Origin of the sequence: Pseudomonas syringae pv. tomato str. DC3000, assembly GCF_000007805.1 — a bacterium.
GTDB lineage: Bacteria > Pseudomonadota > Gammaproteobacteria > Pseudomonadales > Pseudomonadaceae > Aquipseudomonas > Aquipseudomonas avellanae.
This window is the reverse complement of the sequence record NC_004578.1, coordinates 1,241,157-1,263,473: the sequence shown is the minus strand read 5'-3', so window position 1 is coordinate 1,263,473 and position 22,317 is coordinate 1,241,157. Positions and strand designations below refer to the sequence as shown.

Here is a 22,317-nt window from a genome sequence, read left to right as displayed (position 1 = left end):
ATCCGTGTGGGAATCATTGGTACGGCGTCGCGGTGTTCGGAGACTAGCGGTTAAATCGCTGCTTTTGAAGGTCATCACGAAAAAGACTGTAACAAAATTCCTACAGCTTATGAGGCAATTGCCTACACACAAAAAAGCCCCGATAACGGGGCTTTCACGCACACGAGCCATTTATGAGGCTGGGGGGTTGTATCAACAGGCGATACAACCCCAGATTCAACTCGACTCAGCCGCTCAACGCACCCCTTCCTGACGCAGTGCGTTGGGTGTGAAGTCGCTGGCGCCGGCCGTGAAACCGAACTCGTACGCTCTTTTTTCCTCGTTTTTCATGCCCAGTGCCACGTAGCGACCCGATTGCAGGTCATACAGGGTTTCGATCGCATACCACGGCACTTGCTGGTCGTAGTAGTTTTCCGAGTGAGCCTCGGCGACACGCCACAGCTGACCACGCCCGTCGTAGTGGTCGATAACGGCTGCCTGCCAGGTGTCTTCGTCAAAGAAGAAGTCGCGCTTGGCGTAGATGTGGCGCTGGCCTTCCTTGAGTGTGGCAGTGACATGCCAGACGCGGCGCAGCTCATAGCGGGTCAAGTCCTGATTGATGTGACCGGCCTTGATGATGTCGGCGTACTTGAGCGTCGGGTCGTCCAGCTTGTGGCTGTTGGAGGCGATGTACATTTCCTGCTTGCCGATCAGTTTCCAGTCATAGCGATCCGGCGCGCCGTTGTACATGTCGAGGTTATCGGAGGTGCGCAGACCATCCGAAGCGGTACCAGGGCCGTCATACGACACCTGAGGTGCGCGTCGTACCCGGCGCTGACCGGCGTTGTACAGCCATGCCGAGCGCGGTTCGGCGACCTGATCCAGGGTTTCGTGCACCAGCAACACACCGCCCGCCAAGCGTGCCGGAGCCGTCACTTCCTGCTTGAAGTAGAACAGGATGTTACCCGGGTTTTTCCGGTCGAAATCCCGCAATTTGTCGCGAAACACAAACTGGTCGGAGAAGTACACCAGGCTGTAGGAGCCGTTGGCCTGCGGCGTGGCCTGAGTGACCAGACGTTTCACGCTGCCGCCGCGATAACGGGTGATGTGGTTCCAGATGACTTCCACACCGCTGGCCGGAATCGGGAATGGAATGGCCGTGTCGAAGTTTTCCAGACCGCTGCCGCCACTGACCAGTTTGGAGGTCGTGGCATTTTTCTTGATGGCGGCAAACACGCTATCCGGCACGGTGGCGCCGCGATGGGTCGGGTAGACCGGAATCCGGTAGCTGTCCGGGTAACGCTTGAACATCGCGTATTGGCCCGGTGCCAGCTTGTCCTTGTACTGCTCCACGTTGGCGGCCGTGATGATGAACAACGGCTTTTCGCTGGCGTACGGGTTGGCAAGGAAGCCCTTGCTGTCCACCGCGCCGGCGTTTTTCGGCATCGGGCTCCAGGCCGAAATGGTATTGGCGGCATTGCCGGCCTTTTCCGCGCCCATCGGCGTCAGGGTGGTCCCAAGCTTTGCCGCGTCGGAAGCGGAGACTGCCGCCATGACACCGGTTGCCAGCAACGACAGGCCCAACACACCGGCCTGCAACAGACTTTTTGTTATTTTCATGTTCATCGTCATCCTGAAAACCATGTTCTTAGAAGTTCATGCCGAAGCTGAGCGCCACGAAGTCCCGGTCATCGACCGTGGTGTATTTCCCGTCAAAAAAGTTGGTGTAGGAAAGGTTCGCGGTGTAGGTGTTCTGGTACTCGGCATCCAGGCCCAGGCTGACCGCTTTGCGGCCTTCTTCGAAGTTACCGCCGGGGCCGGGTGAATAACCCTTCACGTCATGCGACCAGGCCACGCTTGGACGCAGGTTGACCCCGGCGAACACGCTGTTGTAATCCCAGATGGCGCGTGCGCGATAACCCCAGGAGTTGGCCGTCGTAAAGCCATCGTCTTCGCAATAGCGGGTCAGGTTGTTTTGCTCGGCACCGGTCAATGTGCCGGCGTTCAGCGTTGCGCATTGACCGCCTGGCAATGGACCCGGACCGTACACCGGGTCGCGGCCGTAACGGATTTTCGAGGTGCTTTCCAGACCACCGACGTGGGTCCAGCCCACTTCACCCACCACGGTCAGACGCTCGGCGCCCATGACCTGATCGAAGAACTGGGTGAACGTGGTCTGCATCTGGGTGATTTCTTTGCGGCGATAACCGGGCTGATCAGTGTTCGGCCGCCCGCTCAGCAGCGATACGTTGGGGTTGAGCGGCGAAATACCTGAATACAGGATGTCGGTGGTGTTGACCTGAACCGGCGCATTCGGACGGTAGCTGATCTCGCCGCTCCAGGCGGTGCCGGTAGGCAATGTGGTCGAGAAGCTCAAACCGTACAGGCGAATGTCTTCGGGGTATTCGACGTAATAACTGGAGTTGCCAGCCACCACGACGGGCAGCAAGGTCGGCGCCAACGCTGCAGCGGTGCCGGCCGGCAAGCCGTTACGAACCAGCGAGCCAACCAGCCCTTGTGGGCTGAACGAAGCCGCCGAACCACCGCGACCGCTGAAAACCGGTGCGCGGCTGTGGTAATTCATCATGTAGGCACCGAACTCGGTGTCCAGCGGCTCGAAGTTGTAGCGCATGGCAAACCCGAACTGGCCGCTGTCACGCGCATCACGATCAGGACCACGGCGCACCACAGCGCCCTCGTCCGGGTTGCCGAACACCACGCCCTGCTGCGACAGCGAGTTGAACACCGCCCCGCGCGCGCCCGCTGGCAAACCGGCCGCTGTCAGCGAACTGTTCAGGCCGCTGCGACTGCGCAGTACTGCAAGGTTATTGTTGCAACCGTCGGCGATCACGTCTGGCTGCGAGAAGAAGGTGCCGCAGTTGTCGACCACCGTCTGGTCCCATTCCAGCTGGTAGAAGCCTTCGGCAGACAGGTTGTCGGTCAGGCTTTGCGACAGGTAGAACATGTTGACCGGAATCAGGCCTTCCTTGATTTCCGAGCCTGGACGCCGAAAGGCCGAGACATCGACCGGGTTCACGCTGTTGATGCCGCCCTGAATAAAGGTACTTTCCCCCCAACTGATGACCTGCTTGCCGAAGCGCACAGCGCCCGGTTGATCTGCGATCGAATAGTTGTGATAGACGAAGGCATCAAGCAACTGGAACCCGGAGGATTTGGCGCCCTCTTTACGGCCCGAATCGCTGATGTCCTTGAACTCGCGGTTTTCATCCTTGAGTTCGAAGTCGTACCAGTATTTGCCACGTACAAACACACCGGTATCGCCGTACTTGAGCTCCAGATCATGAATGCCCTTGAAAATCTTCGAAAACGTCTCCCCACGCTTGAAGTTCAAGTGGCCGTCATCAGAGGTCTGCGACAACCCACGCCCGCCATTGTTGGCCCCGATCAGGTTTTTGTTGGCTTTCTCGGTCGACCAGCTCGCGCCCACCGACAACGAGGAGTCGAAACTGCCTTCGATTTCACCGACGTTGAAGGTCACGCCAAAAGCCGGGCCGGCCAGTGAAGACGCGAGGCTGACGGCCAGGGGCAGCTTGGCCCGACGCCAGAATGGGGTTGTGGTTGTCATCGATGCTACTCCGTGTGTTTTATTGTTATGGCAGTGGGAAAATCCAAAAACGACTCGGTCATCGAATCCACACACAGCCAGGTCCGCTCTTGCTCATTCCCTGTGCCGACTATAGCCAGCAGGCTGCTACGCTAGATCCCTCTAAAGTGTGATTTGCAGAACCAACGCCTCTGGCCCGCCCGTTTCCGGGAAGGAAAGCGAAAGCGCCCGGCGAGGAGAATGGCTTAAATTGGAAATTTGGCAAGTCGCAGAACAGGACCTGCGGCGCAGACACTTGCCGCGCCCGGCGGGCACGGCAAGCAGAGGGGGTCAAAGCGTGGAAAGGAACGTGCTGTTGCTGTTTTGCCATTCCACGATGTCCAGACGCATGCGCTTCTTGTCGAGTTTGCCGACGCTGGTCTTGGGAATTTCGGTAACAAGCGCGATCTGGCTGGGAATCGCCCACTTATTGATGTGACCTTGCTCGACGAATGGCTTGAGATGCTCCTTCAATTCCTTTGCATCGAACGGATGACCTTCGCGGATCACCAGCAAGGCAAACGGCCGCTCGCCCCATTGCGGATCAGCAATGCCGACCACCGCCACTTCGCGAACGGCCGGGTGCCTGCTGCACAGGTCTTCGAGTTCCAGCGAAGAAATCCACTCGCCGCCGGTCTTGATCACGTCCTTGATGCGGTCACGAATATCGATGAACCCCATGTCATCCAGCGTCGCGACATCGCCGGTGCGCAGCCAGCCGCCCGCCCACAGTTCGGCACCTTTTTCCGGCTCACGGTAGTAGCTTTCAGTCAGCCAGGGTGCGCGCAAGACCAGTTCGCCCTGGGTTTCGCCATCGGCCGGCAAAAAGTTGCCCTGCTGATCGATGATCGCGGCGTCTACCAGCATTCCTGGCACGCCGGCCTTGATCCGGTAGGTGATCTGCTCGTCTTCGCTGCCGGCTTTCAGCTCTTCGTTGATGTGCGCAACCGAAATCAACGGTCCGGTTTCCGACATGCCATAGGCGGCGGTGAGCTGGATGCCCTTGGCTTTTGCCGCCTGATACAGGCTGCGGTTCAGTGCGCTGCCGCCAATGACGATTTTCCAGCCGCCAAAATCGACATCCTGAGCCGACTTTGCGTTGAGCAGCATTTGCAGGATGGTCGGTACGCAATGCGAGAACGTGACCTTCTCCCGGCGCCACAACTCCACCAGCAGTTCGGGCTCGTAGCGACCGGGATAGACCTGCTTGAGCCCCAGCATGGTCGCGGCATACGGAATGCCCCAGGCGTGCACATGGAACATCGGCGTGATGGGCATGTAGACGTCATTAGTGCCGAGCAGACGCGTGCTGTCGATGCAGCCCATGATGGCCGACAGGCCAAGGGTGTGCAGCACCAGCTGGCGGTGGGTGAAATAGACCCCTTTGGGGTTGCCGGTGGTGCCGGTGGTGTAAAACATGGTGGCGACCGAGTTTTCGTCGAAATCCTCGAATTCGTATTCGGGGCTAGCTGCCGCCAACAGCGTCTCATACTCGCCGACAAGGTTGGGCAAGTCAGCGGTCTTGTCGGGCAGGTCCGTCAGCAACAGGGTCTTTTCGACGGTGGTCAGGTGTCCGGCCATGGCCTGATAAAGGCCCGTGAAATCGCTGTTGACCAGCACCAGGCGGTCATCGGCATGATTGATGGTGTAAGCGATCTGCTCGGGGGAAAGCCGGACGTTCACGGTGTGAATCACCGCGCCAATCATCGGGATGGCAAACATGCATTCCAGATAACGGTGACTGTCCCAGTCCATGACCGCCACCGTGTCACCGGCCTTTACACCGGCAGCCGTCAGCACATTGGCCAGACGGCAGATGCGCTCTTTAAGGGTCGGGTAGCTGTAGCGGACGGAGTCACGGTAAATAATCTCACGCGTCTTTTCATAGCGACTGCCGGATAACAGCAGGCTTTTGATCAGCAGAGGGTACTGGTAAGCGCCATCGGCAGGCGGAAGAACGCGAGTCTGTAACATATGGGTCCCTTTTCAAAGTCCACAGGCGAGGCTGGAAATATGGACTCTAGGGCCCTCGGCTGCCAGTGAAATCGGTCAAAGGAATGATTTGGGAAGGTGTACCGGCAGCCAGGTCAGCTATTTGCCAGCTATTTTTGAAAGGGGGATTCGACGCTGCACATGCTGAGTCGACAGCCCCCATACTCGCCAATCAGCGCACTTCGGTGAGCGCGAGCTTGATCCCCAACGCTACCAGCACGCCGCCCATGGCCCTATCGAACCAGTGCCCCATGCGTGCAAAACCGGCGCGCACCCGCGCCTGACTGAACAACCGCGCCACCAGACAGAACCACGCCGCCGTCGCAACCGCAAGGTAGACGCCATAGCCTCCCTGCACCAGCAAGGGTGTGTGCGGGTTGATCACGACCGTGAACAACGACAGGAAAAACAGCGTTGCCTTGGGGTTCAGGCCATTGGTGACAAAGCCGCTGATGTAGGCACCCCGTGCGCTGCGCTCACCGGCAACGGCCTTGATGGCGGTATCGTCCGTCGCCGCGGCCGGTTTGGCGCGCAGGGCCTTGATGCCGATGTACAGCAGGTAGGCGGCGGCCGCCCATTTCAAGGCATTGAACAGCACGATGGACTGGGAAACGATAATCCCGATGCCCAACAGCGAATAGCCCACATGCACAAAGATCGCCGAGCCAACCCCCAGCGCCGCCCAGGTGCCGGCCTTGCGGCCATGAGTCACGCTTTCACGCACCACCACCGCAAAATCAGGCCCGGGACTGGCGACGGCCAGCAGGTGAATCAGTGCGACGGTAAGAAATTCTGCCCAGTACATGCGAGGCCTCCTGGAGGGTTGACGTCAGACGCGCAAGATTACGCCGTCTGATGCCTTCGCGACAGGTGCCAGCATTTTGCGACGCAGAGCGTCGAGAACTGCATCCCCTCGCCAGAGCGTGCAGAACGATAATCGTAACTATCGTGCGACGCTCTGCGTCGGCATGCCGTTCCAGACGCTCCGCGTCCTCCTGACTCATATCCTGTTAGACTCCGCGCTTTTTCAGGAGCCATTCCATGGACCCGCGCAGTGAAGTGTTACTCCGCCAACCCGAGCTGTTTCAGGGCTCGCTGTTGCTGGTCGGGCTGCCTGCCGATGACCTGCTCGGAAAACTGCCGAACGCGCGTGGTTGGTGCTGGCATGCCGGTGATCAGGCCGCATTGGATGCGCGGTTTGAAGGGCGCGTGGATTTCGGCGTTGAAGCGCCAGAGGCCACCTTTGAGGCCGCCGTGCTGTTCCTGCCCAAAGCCCGCGACCTGACTGATTACCTGCTCAATGCGCTGGCGTCCCGCCTTGCCGGGCGCGAGTTGTTTCTGGTCGGCGAAAAACGTGGCGGGATCGAAGCCGCCGCCAAACAACTGAGCCCGTTCGGCCGCGCGCGCAAGCTCGACAGCGCCCGCCATTGCCAGCTCTGGCAGGTCACTGTCGAAAATGCCCCGCAAGCCGTCACCCTGGAAAGCCTCGCCCGGCCTTATCAAATCGAACTGCAGGACGGCCCGCTCACCGTCATCAGCCTGCCCGGCGTGTTCAGTCACGGGCGTCTGGATCGCGGCTCGGCGCTTCTGCTGGAAAACATCGACAAGCTGCCCAGTGGCAACCTGCTCGACTTCGGTTGTGGTGCCGGTGTGCTCGGCGCAGCGGTCAAACGTCGCTACCCGCACAACGACGTGGTGATGCTGGATGTGGATGCCTTTGCTACCGCAAGCTCGCGCCTGACCCTGGCCGCCAATGGCCTGGAAGCACAGGTTGTGACCGGTGACGGAATCGACGCCGCACCGATGGGCCTGAACACCATTCTGAGCAACCCGCCGTTCCATGTCGGGGTTCACACCGACTACATGGCAACAGAGAACTTGCTGAAAAAAGCACGCCAACATCTGAAATCAGGCGGCGAACTGCGCCTGGTGGCGAATAACTTTCTGCGTTACCAGCCACTGATCGAAGAGCATGTGGGCTACTGCCACGTCAAGGCTCAGGGCAACGGTTTCAAAATCTACAGCGCCAAACGCTCTTGAAATAAGCGCTTGCCGAAACGTTTTTACGGAGGCAGAATCCGCTCCGTCCTAGGGGAGTAGTCTCCCACGAGCGCCATGCTCGTCCGGCACGTATCAACATACTTGGTCCTCAGACCATGGTACGTGCGACCCGGAATCCGCTCAGACGGATCAGTGGTTTGACAAGACCTATGACACGAACACCTTACCCGGGGCGGGGAGGTCGTACGTGTCATAGCCGTGTCGACCCGCCCCTTAGGAAACCTGATGCTGGAATCATTCTTAGTCCCTACCGCAGTGGTTGCGCTCGCCGAAATCGGTGACAAGACGCAATTGCTCGCGCTCATCCTCGCCGCACGCTTTCGCAAGCCATGGCCGATCATCGCGGGCATCGTCGCCGCCACCCTGGCCAACCATGCGGCAGCCGGCGCGGTAGGCGCCTGGTTCAGCACCTTCCTCTCTGACGCAGTGCTGCACTGGATTCTCGCCGCCAGTTTCACGGCCACCGCGCTGTGGACCCTGGTGCCAGACAAGATGGACGACGACGAGGCCAGCACCGCGCGTAAATTCGGCCCGTTCATGACCACCCTGATCACCTTCTTCATCGCTGAAATCGGCGACAAGACGCAAATCGCCACCGTTATGCTGGCGGCGCAGTATTCTCATCTGTGGCTGGTCATTATCGGTACGACGCTGGGCATGCTGCTGGCCAACGTGCCGGTGGTGCTGGCAGGTAATTTTGCCGCGGATAAATTGCCATTGACGCTGATCCGCCGTCTGGCAGCCTGCGCGTTTTTCGTACTGGCATTGGTGGCGGTCTACAAGGCGATGCAGGTCAGCGGCTGGGTGTGACGATGCCTGTCATAGCGCTGCGGTGAATGCCGCAGCGCTATGGCAATGAACGTCGATCAGGATTTGGAGGCTTGCTGATACAGCGGCATGACTTTTGGAATGGCAGCCTGCAAGGAGGAGATGCGATTTTCCGAAGCAGGGTGAGTGCTCATGAATTCGGGCTGCGAACCACCGGAATTCCGGGTCATTTTCTGCCACAGGGTAATGGCTGCATTAGGGTTGTAACCGGCGCGGGCGGCCAGTTCCAGACCGAGCAAATCCGCTTCGTTTTCATTGCTGCGGCTGTTGGGCAGCGTCAGGCTGTAATTCACGACGGTATCGGCCAGCGCTAGGCTGTCCTGCCCAAGACCCAACAAGGCGCCAGCACCCTGCTTGGCCATGGACACACCGTAGGCCTTGGACATCGCTTCACGACCATGCTCGCGCAGGGCATGGGCGATCTCGTGGCCCATGACCGCAGCGAGTTCATCGTCGGTCAGTTTGAGGGTGTCGATCAGACCGCTGTAAACGAAAATCTTGCCGCCAGGGCCGCAATTGGCGTTCAGTTCGTCACTCTTGATCAGATTGACTTCCCACTGCCATTGGGCCGAGTCAGGCCGCAGTTTCGGGGCTTGGGCAATCAGTCGATCAGCGATCGCACGAACACGTTTGGCGTTCGCACTGGTGGTGTCCAGGACGCCTTTGCTGGTCGCTTCAGTGACCGTCTGCTGATAGGACTGGGCGTACATTTTGTTGACTTCATCGGTGGAGAGCATGCTGAACATATACTGCTTGCGCTCGACACCGACAGAATCGCCACTCGTGGTATTGATTGCCTGACACCCGCCGAGCAGCAAAGCGGCGCTCAAAGCACAGAAGGCAAATGACTGACGCATGGTGAATCTCCTTGATTGTGAAGCGATCATTCTCGGGGCAGATCTCTGCGCCAGATACCCGATAACCGGCAGCCTGGGCGTTGATAGAGCTAGATGGTGCCCGCAAACGTGTGCAGTTTGTATCAGATGTGCCGCAAGGCGGATATCGGATTTGTCTGATTCGCTACTTTTAACGCTGCACGCCTAACTCAATGGGGTCAGGCACTCGGGCGCATTGAGTTTCGGGTCGTTGACCAGATTGGCCAGCGGCCGCTCCCTCAGGGCTGTCTGCGGCGCTGCCAGCAAGGCTTGCAGGGTCGAAAGCGGTGTGTCGGCCGCCAGCCAGTCTTTCTGGCCCTGAGCATCCAGAATCAGCGGGCGACGTTGCGTCGCTGCCGCCTGCGTGACCACCGCCACGCTCAGGTACGTATGCCCCTGCACCGGGTACGCTTCCCATATGGCTGCAAAAAACAGGGCGGCGCCCTCCCCCGGCGTCAACCAGAACGGGCGTTTGCGCAGGTTGCCACGCCACTCGTAAAAGCCATTGGCCGGAAGCAGGCAGCGACGGTGCGCAAACGCGTCGCGAAACATCGGTTGCTCAGCAACCGTTTCGGCTCGCGCATGGGCGGGTGTTTTCGAAAGATCAGTGAGCCAGGCCGGCGTCAGCCCCCAGCGCGCGCGCACCAGTTCAATACCGTCCTTGTTTTCGGCGGCACGCATGATCAATACCCAGTCGGCTGGCGAAATATTCCATTGTGCCTGCTGATCGGCAGGAAAACCGGGCAAGGCGGCAAAGGCAGGGGTCCAGCGAAACAGGGCGTAGCGTCCACACATGGGGGTTAATCAGACTCTTTGATCGTGCTCAGCACACGAGTACATCGGGAAAGTCATCCGGCTCATCACCGAACAAGGGCAAGGCGCTATTGTACGCAGTGATCAGCTCACGTGCCCGTGCGACCTGCGCATCTTCGACCTTGAGCGCCAGAAGCCCTAAACCCGGCAGCTCACCCATCGCACCGAGCAGGTCACGACCGGCCAGGTGAGCCTTGATGCCCTCGCTGGCAAGCGTCGCCTGCAGCAACTCGGCTTCCATGAGGTTTTCGGGCTCGTAGACTTTCTGCATCACTCGTTCTCGCTGCGAACGTCCAGATTCCAGTCTTCGCCGTCGGTCTGCAGATCGAAAACGATCGGGCGACAGCAGACCGGGCAGTCCTCGATGTACTGTTGATCGCCACCGGACAAGTCCAGCACAGCCTCCACAGGTTCGCCACAATAAGGGCAGTCGTAGCTCTGTAATTCCTGCATCACGGCCTCCGGGATCAGTTGTGCGTATAATTGCCCTATTCTTCAGACGGCAGTTTTAACAAAACTGTCTTCTTTTTACCCTATCCGTTTCAAACAAGAGAGCATGATGGGCGAATTCGATGCCATCCGACCTTACAACGATGCAGAAGTCCCGGCCGTCCTGGCACGCCTGCTGAGCGACAAAGCCTTTCTCGCCATCCTGACCAAATTCCGTTTTCCTCGCCTGGCAGGCACGCTCGGATGGATCCTGCAACCCACCCTGGCACGCAAGCTGCGCCGTGAGTTTGCCGGCATCGACTCGGTCGCCACGTTGCAGGACAAGGTCGAATATTACGTCGATCACACCATCGAGCGCGCGACCGACGGGGTGACGTACACCGGCGTCGAGCAGCTCAGGTCCGGTTGTGCCTATCTGTTTCTGGCCAACCACCGCGACATCGTGATGGACCCGGCGTTCGTCAACTATGCCGTGTACCACGCAGGCTTGCCCACTCCGCGTATCGCCATTGGCGACAACCTGCTGCAAAAGCCGTTTGTCAGCGACCTGATGCGCCTGAACAAGAGCTTCATCGTGCACCGTTCGATCATCGGACGTCGCGAAAAAATGGCGGCTTACCAGTTGCTGTCGGCGTACATCAATCACTCGATTACCAAGGATTGCCAATCCATCTGGATCGCCCAGGCCGAAGGCCGCGCCAAGGACGGTGATGATCGCACCGAGTCGGCAATCCTCAAGATGTTCCACATGAGCCGCAAGGACGAGCCGTTTGGCGACGTGATTCGCTCTCTGAACCTGATTCCGGTCTCGATCAGCTATGAGTACGACCCGTGCGACAGCGCCAAGGCCCGCGAGCTGTATATCCGCGCCACGACGGGCTCTTACATCAAGACGCCTGGCGAAGATGATGTGAGCATCGCCTTGGGGATCACCGGCTACAAAGGCCGCGTGCACGTGAATTTTGCGCCGCCGATCACCGAACAGTTCGATGACACCAAGCAACTGGCCATTGAAATGGACCGGCAGATCCTCGGTGGCTATCGCTTGTTCCCGGTGCACTACCTGGCTTACGCGCAATGGAGCGACGCTGACCCCAGCCTTGAAGTACCGCCAGCGTCTGAAGTGTTTGCGGCCGACGAACTCGAGCGCGCCAGAGATGAATGGGAAGGTCGCCTGGCGGGCGTGCCGGCCGAGCACCGCCCTTACCTGATTCAGCAATACGCGACACCGGTGCGCAACCAGTACCGCGTCAAGGCGGGGTTGGCACTCTAAGAACTGCGCCAGAATGCCTGTCGTACCCATGCTCCGCGTGGGTACGCCGTTCTGGGCGCTCAACATGCATTGACTCAAACACCGCCTTCGCGAGCAAGCGAAGCGTCGTTTGGCTCGCTCCCACAAGATGCGCGAGAAGCATGCAGCCGCGGAAACATCCTGCATGACAATTCGCTGCCGTTGTCACTCAAGCGTAACGTGGCACCCGCATTGTGTGGCTCCTCGAGAAACGGACTTCACTCTTTTTGGAGCTTGTCATGCTGCACGCAAAAAATCAGGATCGCCTTTATCTCATCGCCCAGAGCGATGAGCAGCAGGAGTTGATCGACGGCTTGGCCTTCAACGTGCAGGACCGCCACTGGCTGGTCTATTGCGCCCTCGGCGGGCATGTTCACCATGACCTGCCGGATCTGGATCAGGACACCGGTTTCAGTTTTCTGGATTTTTATCAGCAGGCGGCTTGAGGCCTACCTCAGCCACATACCAGAAAACAAAAAGCCCGGCCCCTTCAACAAGGGCCGGGCTTTTTGTTTAGCGCTGAAGCTTACTGCGCCAGGGTCGAACCGATGGTCGGATCCTGGAACACGCGAGTCAGTGCGTCGCTCAGCACGTCACTCACCAGCTTGGTGTTGGTTTCCTGATTCGGCGCCATGCCGAAGCGTTGATCCAGCGACGCTGCATAGCGACCGCTGTAGCTGCGACCGTTATTACGCACGTCAGCACGGAACGTCGAGCTGATGGTGGCTTCAGTCACGTACAGGCCTTCTTTTGGCGACTGATATTTCAAGTCCGCCAGGGTCACGGTCAGTTGCGGAGCATTGCCACCCTGAGTAGGCGTGAAGCCCAGCAGGCGCACGGCGGACTCTGCCTGAGCCTGAAGCTTGGGAACGATGTCGGCACCGGTGACGCTGATAGCGCTGGTTTCCGGGTACATGCCACCGCGAGTGCCCAGCGTCGGACCAGGACGGCCATCGACTACGCGCACGACCACCGGCTGACCACGGCCTACTGCCGCAAGCTGTGCGTTGAGCTTGGGCGTGGGGCTGAGTTGTTGCGGACTGTGGGCACAGCCCACCAGGGTCAAACTGCTTACAGCAAGCAAACCGAACAAAATGCGACGCAGCATGCTCATTTCTCCATGGGCCAGACACTGAATGTGCCGCAGTATAGCGGCCTGTAACAGCCGCTCACCAGAGGCCGCCGACCGTTAAGCGTCGGACATTGGCCGCGCAGCGGGGTTCAGGCAGCCGCTCCTGCAATGATTCAGGCGGCGCAATGTAATCAGGGCGTCACATCCTCGCGGCAGACTCGTCCTCATCGCACAGACGTTCATTCACGTCACAGGAGCTGCGCCATGAATCTGTTCCGGTCCTTGTTCACTGCACGCCATCAGCACCGCCACTATGCCCGCATCGACCAGGCCGGCATCTGCCGCGCGTTCAAGCATTGCGCGCAACGCCCCTCCGGCGTCGAGTGGGTCGAAGTGACCGAGCAACGACTGGGCTGGCTGAATCAGCCACTGCCCGCCAGCGCACGCGCGACGCAGCGTAGCGCACGCTCAACGCGCGGCCAGTTGCTCACCGCCTGACCCGATAGCGAATAAAAGTCATTTAAAGCGATCAATTCCTGTCATTTCATCGCTATAATCTTCCCCCGATTATAAGGACGTCTCCTGATCGGGCCTCGCAGCATCGCTAATCGCCGTATTAGCTCCTTCGTACTGCCCACAGAGAGCCGCCCACACAGGTCATTTGCGCACGAGTGTGCTCGATGAAAGGTGAAGAATGCTCGAATCGTATCGAACCTTTCTCGCCTGCCAGCGCCTCACTCTTTATGCTCCTGACTTGCCAGCGCTGTCATCGCAGCCATTTTGAGGTTTGGTTCACGTTCCCAAAAGGACGTGAAAAACGGGTTTCACTACTTCACAAGAGTGTGGCGAGCAAATGAATAGGTACGCGTTTGTAAATGCACCATCAGCGTCTGAACCGGCCCCTTTGAACAGGGCTGACCGCGACTGCGCCTCCACAACCGGAGCCTGACGCCATCGACAGGTGCAGTCCGTTGCCGGGCTCCCTGACGATGGTCGAATGGCCTCGCGGGCTTGAAAATGCGTTCATGCTTAGCTAATGAACCCTCCCCAAGCCTGACCGGGACCTGCGCTTTAGATGCGAAAAATTGCGAAGAATCGGTCAGGCGATCCTGGCCAGGAAAACGAGGGCAACCTTTTGATCGGTCCCCGCCCACCTGGCATCCAGCCTCAGGATCGTATGCCGTCAATTTGGTGCTGCAGATTTTGGAGACGCGTTAATGGCGCATAACGAAGCAGTTGATGTAGTACTGGTCGGAGCGGGCATCATGAGTGCCACGCTGGCGGTATTGCTCAAGGAGCTCGACCCCGGCCTCAAGCTGGAAGTCGTTGAGCTTATGGATTCCGGTGCTGCGGAGAGTTCCAATCCGTGGAACAACGCCGGCACCGGTCATGCCGGTCTGTGCGAGCTCAATTACACGCCGCCTGCGGCTGATGGCTCCATCGACATCAAGAAAGCCGTGCACATCAATACCCAGTTCGAGGTCTCGAAGCAGTTCTGGGCCTTTCTGGCGCGCAAAGGCACTTTCGGTTCGGCAAAGTCGTTCATCAATCCGGTCCCGCACCTGAGTTTCGTGCAGGGCGAAAACGGCATCTCGTTCCTCAAGACCCGTTTTGAAGCCATGAGCAAGCACCATGCGTTTTCTTCGATGGAATACACCGAAGACAAGGCAACGCTGGCCGAGTGGATGCCGCTGATGATGTCCGGCCGCGCTGCAGACGAGAAAATCGCCGCAACGCGCATGTTGAACGGCACTGACGTCAACTTTGGCGCGCTGACCAATCAACTGCTCAACCACCTGTCCAGCGCGCCAGATACGCAGATCAAGTACCGCAGCCGTGTCACCGGCCTGACCCGCAAGGGCGCAGGCTGGACCGTGATGGTCAAGGACGTGAACGGCGGCGGCACGCGTGAGATCGACGCCAAATTCGTGTTCCTCGGCGCAGGCGGTGCGGCATTGCCGCTGCTGCAGATGTCGGGCATCGAAGAGAGCAAGGGCTTTGGCGGTTTTCCGGTCAGTGGCCAGTGGCTGCGTTGCGATAACCCGGAAGTGGTCAAGCATCACCAGGCCAAGGTTTACAGCCAGGCCGCCGTGGGTTCGCCGCCGATGTCGGTGCCGCACCTGGACACTCGCGTGGTCGATGGCAATAAGTCCCTGTTGTTCGGGCCATATGCCGGTTTCACCACCAAGTTCCTCAAGCATGGCTCGTTCCTCGACCTGCCCCTCTCGGTACGTGTCGCCAACATCAAACCGATGCTGGCCGTCGCTCGTGACAACATGGACCTGACCAAGTACCTGGTCAGCGAAGTGATGCAATCGATGGAGCAACGCCTGGAATCGCTGCGTCGCTTCTATCCAGAGGCAAAAGCCGAGGACTGGCGCCTGGAAGTGGCGGGGCAACGGGTGCAAATCATCAAGAAAGATGCGAAAAAAGGCGGCGTGCTGCAATTTGGCACCGAGCTGGTTTCTGCGCAGGATGGCTCGCTTGCCGCACTGCTCGGCGCATCGCCAGGCGCTTCGGTTACGGTGTCGATCATGCTGGAGCTGATTGAACGCTGCTTCCCGGAAAAAACCCGCACCGAGTGGGCGAGCAAGCTCAACGAGATTTTCCCGGCGCGGGAAAAGATTCTGGAGACCGATGCGCAGTTGTACGAACGCGTCAGCACCCAGAACGACGAAGCGTTGGAGCTGGTCGAGAAAAAAAGTCAGGAGCAGAGCTTCGCCTGACTTGCCCATTGCCGCGTGAAAGCGATGTAAACAAAAAGCCCCGTGAGCTCTTCCGAGCCACGGGGCTTTTTGGTTGCTGCCGTCAGAGCTTTTGCGACAGCACCGCAATGTGCTCCGGGCCAATCCCGCAGCAACCGCCGATGTGCGTGGCACCGCGCTTGACCCAGTCCGCGGCCCACTGCTGATAACCCTGCGGGTCAAGGTCTTCGCGCAGTTCATCCAGACCATCGTTGGCCTTGGCGTCCTTGGGCTGCGGCGGGAACGCATTGGCGTATGCACCAATGGCGATGTCAACGTTCAGGGCGTTGAACACCTCACGCGCCGCATCAATCGCAGCGCCGATCACTTCTGGCTGGCTGCAATTGAACAGTAGCGTTGCCACGCCCATTTCGGCGGCAGCCTTTGCCGCATCGGCCACCGGTTCGCCGGAGCGCAGGCGCGGGACGTCGTCGGTGTCTTCATCCTGGAGGGTAAACGATAGCCAGAACGGCTTGCCGTCAGCGGGCAGACCGGCGCGGATCGTTTGCGCCTCAAGAATGCAGCTCTGCGTCTCGGCCAGCCACAGATCGACATACGGCGACAGACCGGCCACCAGCGGCTTCAAGACATCAGCGGCCAGTTCCGGCTGGTACAGGTCAGGGCGATAGGAACCGAACAACGGCGGGATGGAACCTGCGACCAGAGCACGCCCACCCGAGGCGTCGGCTGAACCGCGCGCCAATTGCCCGGCCAGTGCAGCCAGCGCCTGGCCTTCACGGGCGAAACGCTCTTCGCCGATATGAAAGGGCACCACGGCATAGCTGTTGCTGGTAATGACCTGAGCGCCACTTTCGATATAAGCGGCATGTACCGCACTGACGGCGTCAGGTGCTTCACTCAAAGCCAGCGCCGACCATTCGGGCTGGCGAAAGGGCGCGCCGCGACGCTGTAGCTCGCGGCCCATGCCGCCATCGAGAATTACAGTTGAGCGCTGGGTCATATATGATCTACTTATATGTATATGAAAAAAACTCATTATGAGTCGGCCTTATATAACGTATTTAATACGTTCCTTTAATCAAACTACAAACCTTTTTTCAGGGGATATCTGTGAATTATCGCGCGCTGCTGGGCATTGGCCTGGTCACTCTGGCTGCCTCCACTCAAGCCCTGGCCGGTGCCACGCTGGATCGCGTGCAGAAAAACAAAGAGCTGGTCAACGTCCTGATGGAAAGTTACCCGCCCTTCTCTTTCCTGAATGACAAGAACGAACTGGACGGTTTCGACGTGGATGTCGCCAAGGCCGTGGCGCAGAAGCTGGGCGTCAAGTTGCGCCTCGAAACACCATCATGGGACGTCATCGCCGCAGGTCACTGGAGCGGCCGTTACGACATCTGCGTCTGCTCGATGACCCCAAGCAAGGCTCGTGCTGAAGTCTTCAACTTCCCGGTCGAGTATTACGCGTCGCCTGCGGTGATCGTGGTCAATGCCAGCGATGACCGTATCCATTCAGCCAAGGACCTGAGCGGCAAGAAAGTCGGCCTGACCAGCGCGTCGAGTTACGAGAGCTACCTGAACAAGAACCTGGTCATCGACGGCGCGGAAGACAAGCCGCTGCAGTACCCGTTCGACGACGTGCAGATTGCCCCGTACGACAACGACAATGTGGCGTTTCAAGACTTAGGGCTTGGCGCTGGCAAGCGGCTGGACGCGATACTGACCAATCTGGTGACGGCAAAACCGCGCCTGGATCAGGACAAGCGCTTCAAACTGGCGGGCGAAACGCTGTACGAAGAACCCAACTCCGTGGCCATCGAAAAGAACGACCCGGAATGGGACGCCAAGGTTCGCGAGGTGTTCGCCGAGCTCAAGAAAGACGGCACCCTGAGCACGCTGTCGCAAAAGTGGATTGGCGCTGACATCAGCAAATGACTTCTTTCGAGCCCCAACGCCCACCCGAGCAGGCTGATCAAGGCCTGCTCCAGCGTGTCTTCGGTTTTCGCACGCGGCTGTACCTGACCTGGCTGGTCATGTTTGTGCTATTCGCCGGGTTCTTCCTGAGTTTCGATCTGAAGCTTGCGATCATTCTCGACAAACTGCCCAATCTGATCGGCCTGCATCTGGCACCCAACGGTTTCCTGCAAGGCGCGGCGCTGACGCTGTTTGTGTCGGTGTGCTCGATTGTGGTTTCAGTGCTGCTGGGTTTTGTCACCGCGCTGGCGAGGCTGTCCAGCAGCGCCGTAGCGTTTGGTATCGCCAGTTTTTATGCGTCGTTTTTTCGCGGAACGCCGCTGCTGATCCAGATTCTGCTGATTTATCTCGGCTTGCCGCAACTGGGCATCGTGCCCGGCGCAATCGCGGCGGGGGTTATTGCGCTGTCGCTCAACTACGGCGCCTACCTGAGCGAGATCTTTCGGGCAGGCATCATCGGCGTTGCGGCCGGCCAGCGTGAGGCAGCCTTGGCTCTGGCGCTGCGCCCGACGCAGATCTTCTGGCGCGTCACCCTGCCCCAGGCAATGCGCACGATTATCCCGCCGACCACCAACCAGTTCATCTCCATGCTCAAGGATTCGTCACTGATCTCGGTGATGGGCGTCTGGGAAGTGATGTTCCTGGCACAGTCCTACGGCCGCTCCAGCTATCGATACATCGAAATGCTGACCACCGCAGCGGTGCTGTACTGGATCATGTCGATCGGTCTGGAGTTGTTGCAGTCGCGGCTGGAAAAACACTACGGCAAGGCGTATCAGGCGCGCAAATGACTGCAACTATTGTCCCTACGCTCCGTGATACACACAAGTTCGCTCTTGATTCCGGCCAAAGGCCGTGGGAGCGGACTTGTCCGCGAAGGGGGTCGTATAATCGCCGAAAATGCATCGACTAAAACACCGTCTTCGCGAACAAGTTCGCTCCCACCTGAAAAGCGTTTCAGCCAAATTCAGGTTTCAACCGCGGGCTTTTTCGATCAGTTCGATGTATTCATCTGCATTGCGCTGGTCCTTGATCAGGGCGATGAAGTCGTTGCCCTGCTCGTCCTTGCCATCGAAGTCATGGCCTGCTTCCTTGAAGAACACCAGAAAGCGCTCGAAATCATTGATGCGCAGGCCACGGTAGGCCTTGATCAGTTTGTGCAGCGACGGCGAGGTGGCATCGTACGGCTCGAAGTCGAGGAACAACTTGATCTGCTCATCGCCAATCTCGTCCCCAATCAACTGCTTCTTATCTTTACGCATTACAGGCTCCAACTTGTCGCAGACACTTTCACGGGCGGGCAGTTTACCCTCCAGCGAGCGCAGGGCTCAACGCGCATGTGCAGAGGTGGTGTGCAGATCAGCCCAGATGTGGCCGTTGGCGTAGCTGAGGAACTGGCAATAGACTTTTTCATTGCGCAGCAAATCCACCAGCACCCGGTATTGAGACAACGGGTAATACAGCATCAGGGTCCGGGACGCCTCGTCGTAGGTCGGCTTTTTCAGGCTTTTGCTTTCGCCGCCATCAAAGTGCACAAGCACCTGAGCAATCGACGCGCCCTTGTTCAGCGACTTGCCTTTGAGGCGCAACGACAGGGGGGAAGTGACCGGAATCGGCTGCTGGCTGGATTGCCTCTGATTACCGGCAACGATGGTGTACTCGGTCACCTGCATCAACTGTTGCTGTTCCGGCACCCCCTCACGCAGGTTCAGGTCGTCAGGCGGCAGGTATTGGTCGTGCATGGGGCCTACCGATACCGGTGCAGCGACGGTCAGGCCAGACAGCAGCACCAACGCCAGAGCGCCGGGGATCAGTAACTTCATTGAGGGTTTCCAGATAATTGCGAATTGACGACCGCCCCTTTTGCAGAAGCGGCGGTCATAATGCCTCACATCCCCTTGACCGCATAGATGCCCGCAGCATTACGCCAGTAGCCTTTGTAGTCCATGCCGAAACCGAAGATGTAACGGTCGATGCACGGCAGACCGACGTAATCGGCTTTCAGGTCCGGTCGGGCCTTGCGGTCGTGGTCTTTGTCGATCAGCACAGCGGTGTGCACAGCGCGCGCGCCGGCGTGTTTGCAGAAGTCGATGATCGCGCCCAGGGTGTGACCCTCATCGAGGATGTCGTCGATGATCAGCACGTCACGGTCGATGAACGAGACTTCAGGCTTGGCTTTCCAGAACAGATCGCCGCCCGTGGTTTCGTTGCGGTAGCGCGTCGCGTGCAGGTAAGACGCTTCCAGCGGGAAGTTCAGGTGAGTCAGCAGCTTGCCCGAGAAAATCAGGCCGCCGTTCATCACGCAGAACACAACCGGGTTGCGGTCGGCCAGTTCGGCATTGATCTGCGCGCCGACGCGGGCAATGGCAGCATCCACTTCAGCCTCGGTGTACAGGCAGTCAGCTTCGCGCATGATTTGACGGATGTGCTCGATATCAGCGGACATGACGCTCTCCAGGTAGGGCAGTTGAAGAAAAGCGGGCAAAGGTACGCATCCGCTCAAGCCAGAGCAAGCGATTCTGGACTAACGTTGCGAGTGTCTTCTAAAAGCCGCGAACGTCCTGACCTTGAGACAATACTGCACGCGCGGTAAGACAGTAACAGTTGAATAGATTAATCTAGACCGATTTTTTGCCCGCTGGAGCCTTTGCCAATGCCCATTCGTGAGATCCGTCATCCGCTGATCCGCCACAAACTCGGCCTGATGCGCCGCGCCGACATCAGCACCAAGAATTTCCGTGAGCTGGCTCAGGAAGTCGGTGCCCTGCTGACGTACGAAGCGACCGCCGACCTCACTCTGGAAAGCTACGATATTCAGGGCTGGGCTGGAACCGTCTCGGTGGAGAAAATCGCCGGCAAGAAAATCACTGTTGTCCCGATCCTGCGCGCCGGTATCGGCATGCTCGACGGCGTGCTCAGCCTGATTCCGGGTGCCAAGGTCAGTGCCGTGGGCGTCGCCCGCAACGAAGAAACCCTGCAGGCGCACACGTATCTGGAAAAACTGGTGCCGGAAATCGACGAGCGCCTGGCCATGATCATCGACCCGATGCTGGCCACTGGCAGCTCGATGGTCGCGACCATCGACCTGCTGAAAAAGGCCGGCTGCAAGGAAATCCGCGCCATGGTCCTGGTCGCTGCACCGGAAGGTATTGCGGCAGTGGAACGGGCGCACCCGGATGTGATGATCTACACCGCGTCCATCGACGAGCGTCTGAACGAACACGGCTACATCATTCCGGGCCTGGGCGATGCCGGTGACAAGATTTTCGGCACCAAGCAAAAGGACGCGTAACCCGATGACGCAGCAGGAGTTCAACGATCCACTGTGGCGCACGATCCTTTCCGGTGCGCAAATGCTCTTTGTGGCCTTTGGCGCGCTGGTATTGATGCCGCTGATCACCGGGCTCGACCCTAACGTGGCGCTGTTCACGGCAGGCCTTGGCACGTTGTTGTTCCAGATTGTCACGGGCCGCCAAGTGCCGGTTTTCCTGGCATCAAGCTTTGCTTTCATTACCCCGATCATCCTCGCCAAGGGCCAGTTCGGCCTGGCCGCGACGATGGGCGGTGTCATGGCGGCGGGCTTCGTTTATACCTTTCTTGGCCTGGCGGTGAAGATCAAGGGCACCGGGTTCATCGACCGTCTGCTGCCTCCAGTGGTGATCGGGCCGGTGATCATCTCGATCGGTCTGGCGATGGCGCCGATTGCGGCCAACATGGCGATGGGCAAGACCGGGGATGGCGCTGTGCTGATCCCCTATCAGACCGCCATGCTGATTTCGATGCCTGCGCTGCTGACCACCTTGATCGTGGCGGTGTTCGGCAAGGGGATTTTTCGTCTGGTGCCGATCATTTCGGGCGTACTGGTAGGTTTCGCGCTGTCGTTCTACTTCGGCGTGGTCGATACCAAGAAGATTGCCGACGCAGCCTGGCTGGCCATACCGCATTTCACCGCACCGGAATTCAACTGGCAGGCGATTCTGTTCATCGTTCCGGTCGCACTGGCCCCGGCCATCGAACACATAGGCGGCGTGATTGCCGTCGGCAGTGTGACCGGGCGCGATTACCTGAAAAAGCCAGGCCTGCATCGCACGCTGTTCGGCGATGGCATCGCCACCACGGCCGCGGGCCTGTTTGGCGGCCCACCCAACACCACTTACGCCGAAGTTACGGGCGCGGTGATGCTGACCAAGAACTACAACCCGCAAATCATGATCTGGGCGTCGTTCTTCGCCATCACCTTGGCGTTCATCGGCAAATTCGGTGCGTTGCTGCAAAGCATTCCGGTGCCGGTCATGGGCGGAATTCTGTGCCTTCTGTTCGGCTCGATTGCTGCGGTGGGGATGAACACACTGATTCGCCACAAGATCGACCTGGCCGAAGCACGCAACCTGGTGATTGTTTCCGTAACGCTGGTATTCGGCATCGGTGGCGTGCTGATCGGCACCGGCAACGGCCCGAACGATTTCGGCCTGAAAGGCATCGCCCTGTGCGCCATCACCGCGATCATCCTCAACCTGATCCTGCCGGGGCACGACAGCTGGAAGCACAACAGGCCGGATGATCAGTTGCTGTAACGCCTTGAGCGTGAGGAACGATAAGCGTCTGGAGGAACACTAGCGTGCCCATGCTCCGCGCGGGCACGCCGTTCTGGACGCTCTGCGTCCGGTTCTGATGTG

General features: G+C 59.0%; 23 protein-coding genes and 1 riboswitch. Of the genes, 10 read left to right on the top strand and 13 right to left on the bottom strand.

The window, feature by feature from the left end; translation table 11 throughout:
* Positions 1-234 precede the first annotated feature (234 nt).
* The 4 genes from PSPTO_RS06075 to PSPTO_RS06060 all read right to left on the bottom strand — a co-directional run bounded on the left by PSPTO_RS06075 (position 235) and on the right by PSPTO_RS06060 (position 6,380).
* Positions 235-1,599: a DUF1329 domain-containing protein gene (locus tag PSPTO_RS06075; protein ID WP_046463642.1), complete on the bottom strand. Its 1,365-nt coding sequence runs from the start codon at positions 1,597-1,599 to the stop codon at positions 235-237.
* A 28-nt stretch (positions 1,600-1,627) separates the two neighbouring features.
* Positions 1,628-3,565: a DUF1302 domain-containing protein gene (locus PSPTO_RS06070; RefSeq protein ID WP_011103441.1), complete on the bottom strand. Its 1,938-nt coding sequence runs from the start codon at positions 3,563-3,565 to the stop codon at positions 1,628-1,630.
* 309 nt (positions 3,566-3,874) lie between these two features.
* The gene (locus tag PSPTO_RS06065) at positions 3,875-5,557 is read right to left on the bottom strand and encodes a fatty acid--CoA ligase (RefSeq protein WP_005768794.1); all 1,683 of its coding nucleotides are present in this window, start codon (positions 5,555-5,557) and stop codon (positions 3,875-3,877) included.
* A gap of 190 nt (positions 5,558-5,747) precedes the next feature.
* Complete coding sequence (locus tag PSPTO_RS06060; protein WP_005768796.1) at positions 5,748-6,380, bottom strand: LysE family translocator; 633 nt, start codon at positions 6,378-6,380, stop codon at positions 5,748-5,750.
* Positions 6,381-6,616: 236 nt separating this feature from the next.
* On the opposite strand from PSPTO_RS06060, the gene PSPTO_RS06055 reads away from it, so the two are divergent.
* Together PSPTO_RS06055 and PSPTO_RS06050 are read left to right on the top strand one after the other, a co-directional pair.
* A complete protein-coding gene (locus PSPTO_RS06055; protein ID WP_005768797.1) occupies positions 6,617-7,615 on the top strand; it encodes a class I SAM-dependent methyltransferase in 999 nt (332 codons plus the stop codon).
* Between the two features lie 39 nt (positions 7,616-7,654).
* Positions 7,655-7,848, top strand: a riboswitch (yybP-ykoY riboswitch).
* 13 nt (positions 7,849-7,861) lie between these two features.
* Positions 7,862-8,446: a TMEM165/GDT1 family protein gene (locus tag PSPTO_RS06050; RefSeq protein ID WP_005768799.1), complete on the top strand. Its 585-nt coding sequence runs from the start codon at positions 7,862-7,864 to the stop codon at positions 8,444-8,446.
* A 56-nt stretch (positions 8,447-8,502) separates the two neighbouring features.
* Here PSPTO_RS06050 and PSPTO_RS06045 read toward each other — a convergent pair whose 3' ends face one another.
* The 4 genes from PSPTO_RS06045 to PSPTO_RS06030 form a co-directional block, all read right to left on the bottom strand.
* Positions 8,503-9,321, bottom strand: coding sequence for a M48 family metallopeptidase (locus PSPTO_RS06045; RefSeq protein WP_007244107.1), 819 nt, complete (start codon positions 9,319-9,321; stop codon positions 8,503-8,505).
* A 183-nt stretch (positions 9,322-9,504) separates the two neighbouring features.
* The gene (locus tag PSPTO_RS06040; protein ID WP_005736538.1) at positions 9,505-10,134 is read right to left on the bottom strand and encodes an SOS response-associated peptidase; all 630 of its coding nucleotides are present in this window, start codon (positions 10,132-10,134) and stop codon (positions 9,505-9,507) included.
* A 28-nt stretch (positions 10,135-10,162) separates the two neighbouring features.
* On the bottom strand, positions 10,163-10,423 hold the full coding sequence (locus PSPTO_RS06035; protein ID WP_011103440.1) for a DUF2007 domain-containing protein: 261 nt from the start codon (positions 10,421-10,423) through the stop codon (positions 10,163-10,165).
* Entirely contained in the window at positions 10,423-10,605 is a 183-nt protein-coding gene (locus PSPTO_RS06030) for a CPXCG motif-containing cysteine-rich protein (protein ID WP_003318204.1), read from the bottom strand. Before PSPTO_RS06030 ends, PSPTO_RS06035 begins: the two co-directional genes overlap by 1 nt.
* Positions 10,606-10,711: 106 nt before the next feature.
* On the opposite strand from PSPTO_RS06030, the gene PSPTO_RS06025 reads away from it, so the two are divergent.
* Entirely contained in the window at positions 10,712-11,875 is a 1,164-nt protein-coding gene (locus tag PSPTO_RS06025) for a 1-acyl-sn-glycerol-3-phosphate acyltransferase (RefSeq protein ID WP_005768804.1), read from the top strand.
* A 257-nt stretch (positions 11,876-12,132) separates the two neighbouring features.
* The gene (locus PSPTO_RS06020; protein ID WP_003379241.1) at positions 12,133-12,339 is read left to right on the top strand and encodes a hypothetical protein; all 207 of its coding nucleotides are present in this window, start codon (positions 12,133-12,135) and stop codon (positions 12,337-12,339) included.
* An 80-nt stretch (positions 12,340-12,419) separates the two neighbouring features.
* Here the strand turns inward: PSPTO_RS06020 and PSPTO_RS06015 are convergent, their stop codons facing one another.
* Complete coding sequence (locus PSPTO_RS06015) at positions 12,420-13,001, bottom strand: YajG family lipoprotein (protein WP_005768806.1); 582 nt, start codon at positions 12,999-13,001, stop codon at positions 12,420-12,422.
* A gap of 228 nt (positions 13,002-13,229) precedes the next feature.
* Here PSPTO_RS06015 and PSPTO_RS06010 point away from each other — a divergent pair, with 228 nt between their 5' ends.
* The gene (locus tag PSPTO_RS06010) at positions 13,230-13,463 is read left to right on the top strand and encodes a hypothetical protein (protein ID WP_005736543.1); all 234 of its coding nucleotides are present in this window, start codon (positions 13,230-13,232) and stop codon (positions 13,461-13,463) included.
* Positions 13,464-14,182: 719 nt separating this feature from the next.
* Positions 14,183-15,691: a malate dehydrogenase (quinone) gene (gene mqo / locus PSPTO_RS06005; RefSeq protein WP_005768808.1), complete on the top strand. Its 1,509-nt coding sequence runs from the start codon at positions 14,183-14,185 to the stop codon at positions 15,689-15,691.
* An 82-nt stretch (positions 15,692-15,773) separates the two neighbouring features.
* Here the strand turns inward: mqo and PSPTO_RS06000 are convergent, their stop codons facing one another.
* Complete coding sequence (locus PSPTO_RS06000; protein ID WP_005768811.1) at positions 15,774-16,670, bottom strand: homocysteine S-methyltransferase family protein; 897 nt, start codon at positions 16,668-16,670, stop codon at positions 15,774-15,776.
* Between the two features lie 110 nt (positions 16,671-16,780).
* Here PSPTO_RS06000 and PSPTO_RS05995 point away from each other — a divergent pair, with 110 nt between their 5' ends.
* Entirely contained in the window at positions 16,781-17,602 is an 822-nt protein-coding gene (locus tag PSPTO_RS05995; RefSeq protein WP_007244110.1) for an ABC transporter substrate-binding protein, read from the top strand.
* Complete coding sequence (locus tag PSPTO_RS05990; RefSeq protein ID WP_005768815.1) at positions 17,599-18,432, top strand: amino acid ABC transporter permease; 834 nt, start codon at positions 17,599-17,601, stop codon at positions 18,430-18,432. The genes PSPTO_RS05995 and PSPTO_RS05990 overlap by 4 nt, the downstream gene beginning before the upstream one ends.
* A 183-nt stretch (positions 18,433-18,615) precedes the next feature.
* Here PSPTO_RS05990 and PSPTO_RS05985 read toward each other — a convergent pair whose 3' ends face one another.
* From PSPTO_RS05985 to PSPTO_RS05975, 3 genes are all read right to left on the bottom strand, one after another.
* Complete coding sequence (locus tag PSPTO_RS05985; RefSeq protein ID WP_005768817.1) at positions 18,616-18,903, bottom strand: PA4642 family protein; 288 nt, start codon at positions 18,901-18,903, stop codon at positions 18,616-18,618.
* A 66-nt stretch (positions 18,904-18,969) separates the two neighbouring features.
* On the bottom strand, positions 18,970-19,464 hold the full coding sequence (locus PSPTO_RS05980; protein ID WP_005768818.1) for a hypothetical protein: 495 nt from the start codon (positions 19,462-19,464) through the stop codon (positions 18,970-18,972).
* Between the two features lie 65 nt (positions 19,465-19,529).
* Complete coding sequence (locus PSPTO_RS05975) at positions 19,530-20,087, bottom strand: hypoxanthine-guanine phosphoribosyltransferase (protein WP_005768820.1); 558 nt, start codon at positions 20,085-20,087, stop codon at positions 19,530-19,532.
* Positions 20,088-20,294: 207 nt separating this feature from the next.
* Between PSPTO_RS05975 and upp the strand changes: the two genes are divergently transcribed.
* Positions 20,295-20,933 (top strand): uracil phosphoribosyltransferase, encoded by a 639-nt coding sequence (gene upp, locus PSPTO_RS05970; RefSeq protein ID WP_005736551.1) that lies wholly within the window; start codon positions 20,295-20,297, stop codon positions 20,931-20,933.
* Positions 20,934-20,937: 4 nt separating this feature from the next.
* A complete protein-coding gene (locus tag PSPTO_RS05965; protein ID WP_005768822.1) occupies positions 20,938-22,215 on the top strand; it encodes a uracil-xanthine permease family protein in 1,278 nt (425 codons plus the stop codon).
* Positions 22,216-22,317: the final 102 nt, after the last annotated feature.

What these genes read in the sequence shown, in the direction of transcription:
- PSPTO_RS06050 (WP_005768799.1), top strand. Translation starts at nt 7,862, where the DNA reads ATGCTGGAATCATTCTTAGTCCCTACCGCAGTGGTTGCGCTCGCCGAA.
- PSPTO_RS06070 (WP_011103441.1), bottom strand. Translation starts at nt 3,565, where the DNA reads ATGACAACCACAACCCCATTCTGGCGTCGGGCCAAGCTGCCCCTGGCC.
- upp (WP_005736551.1), top strand. Translation starts at nt 20,295, where the DNA reads ATGCCCATTCGTGAGATCCGTCATCCGCTGATCCGCCACAAACTCGGC.
- PSPTO_RS06040 (WP_005736538.1), bottom strand. Translation starts at nt 10,134, where the DNA reads ATGTGTGGACGCTACGCCCTGTTTCGCTGGACCCCTGCCTTTGCCGCC.
- PSPTO_RS06045 (WP_007244107.1), bottom strand. Translation starts at nt 9,321, where the DNA reads ATGCGTCAGTCATTTGCCTTCTGTGCTTTGAGCGCCGCTTTGCTGCTC.
- PSPTO_RS06025 (WP_005768804.1), top strand. Translation starts at nt 10,712, where the DNA reads ATGGGCGAATTCGATGCCATCCGACCTTACAACGATGCAGAAGTCCCG.
- PSPTO_RS05990 (WP_005768815.1), top strand. Translation starts at nt 17,599, where the DNA reads ATGACTTCTTTCGAGCCCCAACGCCCACCCGAGCAGGCTGATCAAGGC.
- PSPTO_RS06010 (WP_005736543.1), top strand. Translation starts at nt 13,230, where the DNA reads ATGAATCTGTTCCGGTCCTTGTTCACTGCACGCCATCAGCACCGCCAC.
- PSPTO_RS06060 (WP_005768796.1), bottom strand. Translation starts at nt 6,380, where the DNA reads ATGTACTGGGCAGAATTTCTTACCGTCGCACTGATTCACCTGCTGGCC.
- PSPTO_RS06035 (WP_011103440.1), bottom strand. Translation starts at nt 10,423, where the DNA reads ATGCAGAAAGTCTACGAGCCCGAAAACCTCATGGAAGCCGAGTTGCTG.
- PSPTO_RS06055 (WP_005768797.1), top strand. Translation starts at nt 6,617, where the DNA reads ATGGACCCGCGCAGTGAAGTGTTACTCCGCCAACCCGAGCTGTTTCAG.
- PSPTO_RS05965 (WP_005768822.1), top strand. Translation starts at nt 20,938, where the DNA reads ATGACGCAGCAGGAGTTCAACGATCCACTGTGGCGCACGATCCTTTCC.
- PSPTO_RS06030 (WP_003318204.1), bottom strand. Translation starts at nt 10,605, where the DNA reads ATGCAGGAATTACAGAGCTACGACTGCCCTTATTGTGGCGAACCTGTG.
- mqo (WP_005768808.1), top strand. Translation starts at nt 14,183, where the DNA reads ATGGCGCATAACGAAGCAGTTGATGTAGTACTGGTCGGAGCGGGCATC.
- PSPTO_RS06020 (WP_003379241.1), top strand. Translation starts at nt 12,133, where the DNA reads ATGCTGCACGCAAAAAATCAGGATCGCCTTTATCTCATCGCCCAGAGC.
- PSPTO_RS06065 (WP_005768794.1), bottom strand. Translation starts at nt 5,557, where the DNA reads ATGTTACAGACTCGCGTTCTTCCGCCTGCCGATGGCGCTTACCAGTAC.
- PSPTO_RS05975 (WP_005768820.1), bottom strand. Translation starts at nt 20,087, where the DNA reads ATGTCCGCTGATATCGAGCACATCCGTCAAATCATGCGCGAAGCTGAC.
- PSPTO_RS05980 (WP_005768818.1), bottom strand. Translation starts at nt 19,464, where the DNA reads ATGAAGTTACTGATCCCCGGCGCTCTGGCGTTGGTGCTGCTGTCTGGC.
- PSPTO_RS05985 (WP_005768817.1), bottom strand. Translation starts at nt 18,903, where the DNA reads ATGCGTAAAGATAAGAAGCAGTTGATTGGGGACGAGATTGGCGATGAG.
- PSPTO_RS06075 (WP_046463642.1), bottom strand. Translation starts at nt 1,599, where the DNA reads ATGAAAATAACAAAAAGTCTGTTGCAGGCCGGTGTGTTGGGCCTGTCG.
- PSPTO_RS06015 (WP_005768806.1), bottom strand. Translation starts at nt 13,001, where the DNA reads ATGCTGCGTCGCATTTTGTTCGGTTTGCTTGCTGTAAGCAGTTTGACC.
- PSPTO_RS06000 (WP_005768811.1), bottom strand. Translation starts at nt 16,670, where the DNA reads ATGACCCAGCGCTCAACTGTAATTCTCGATGGCGGCATGGGCCGCGAG.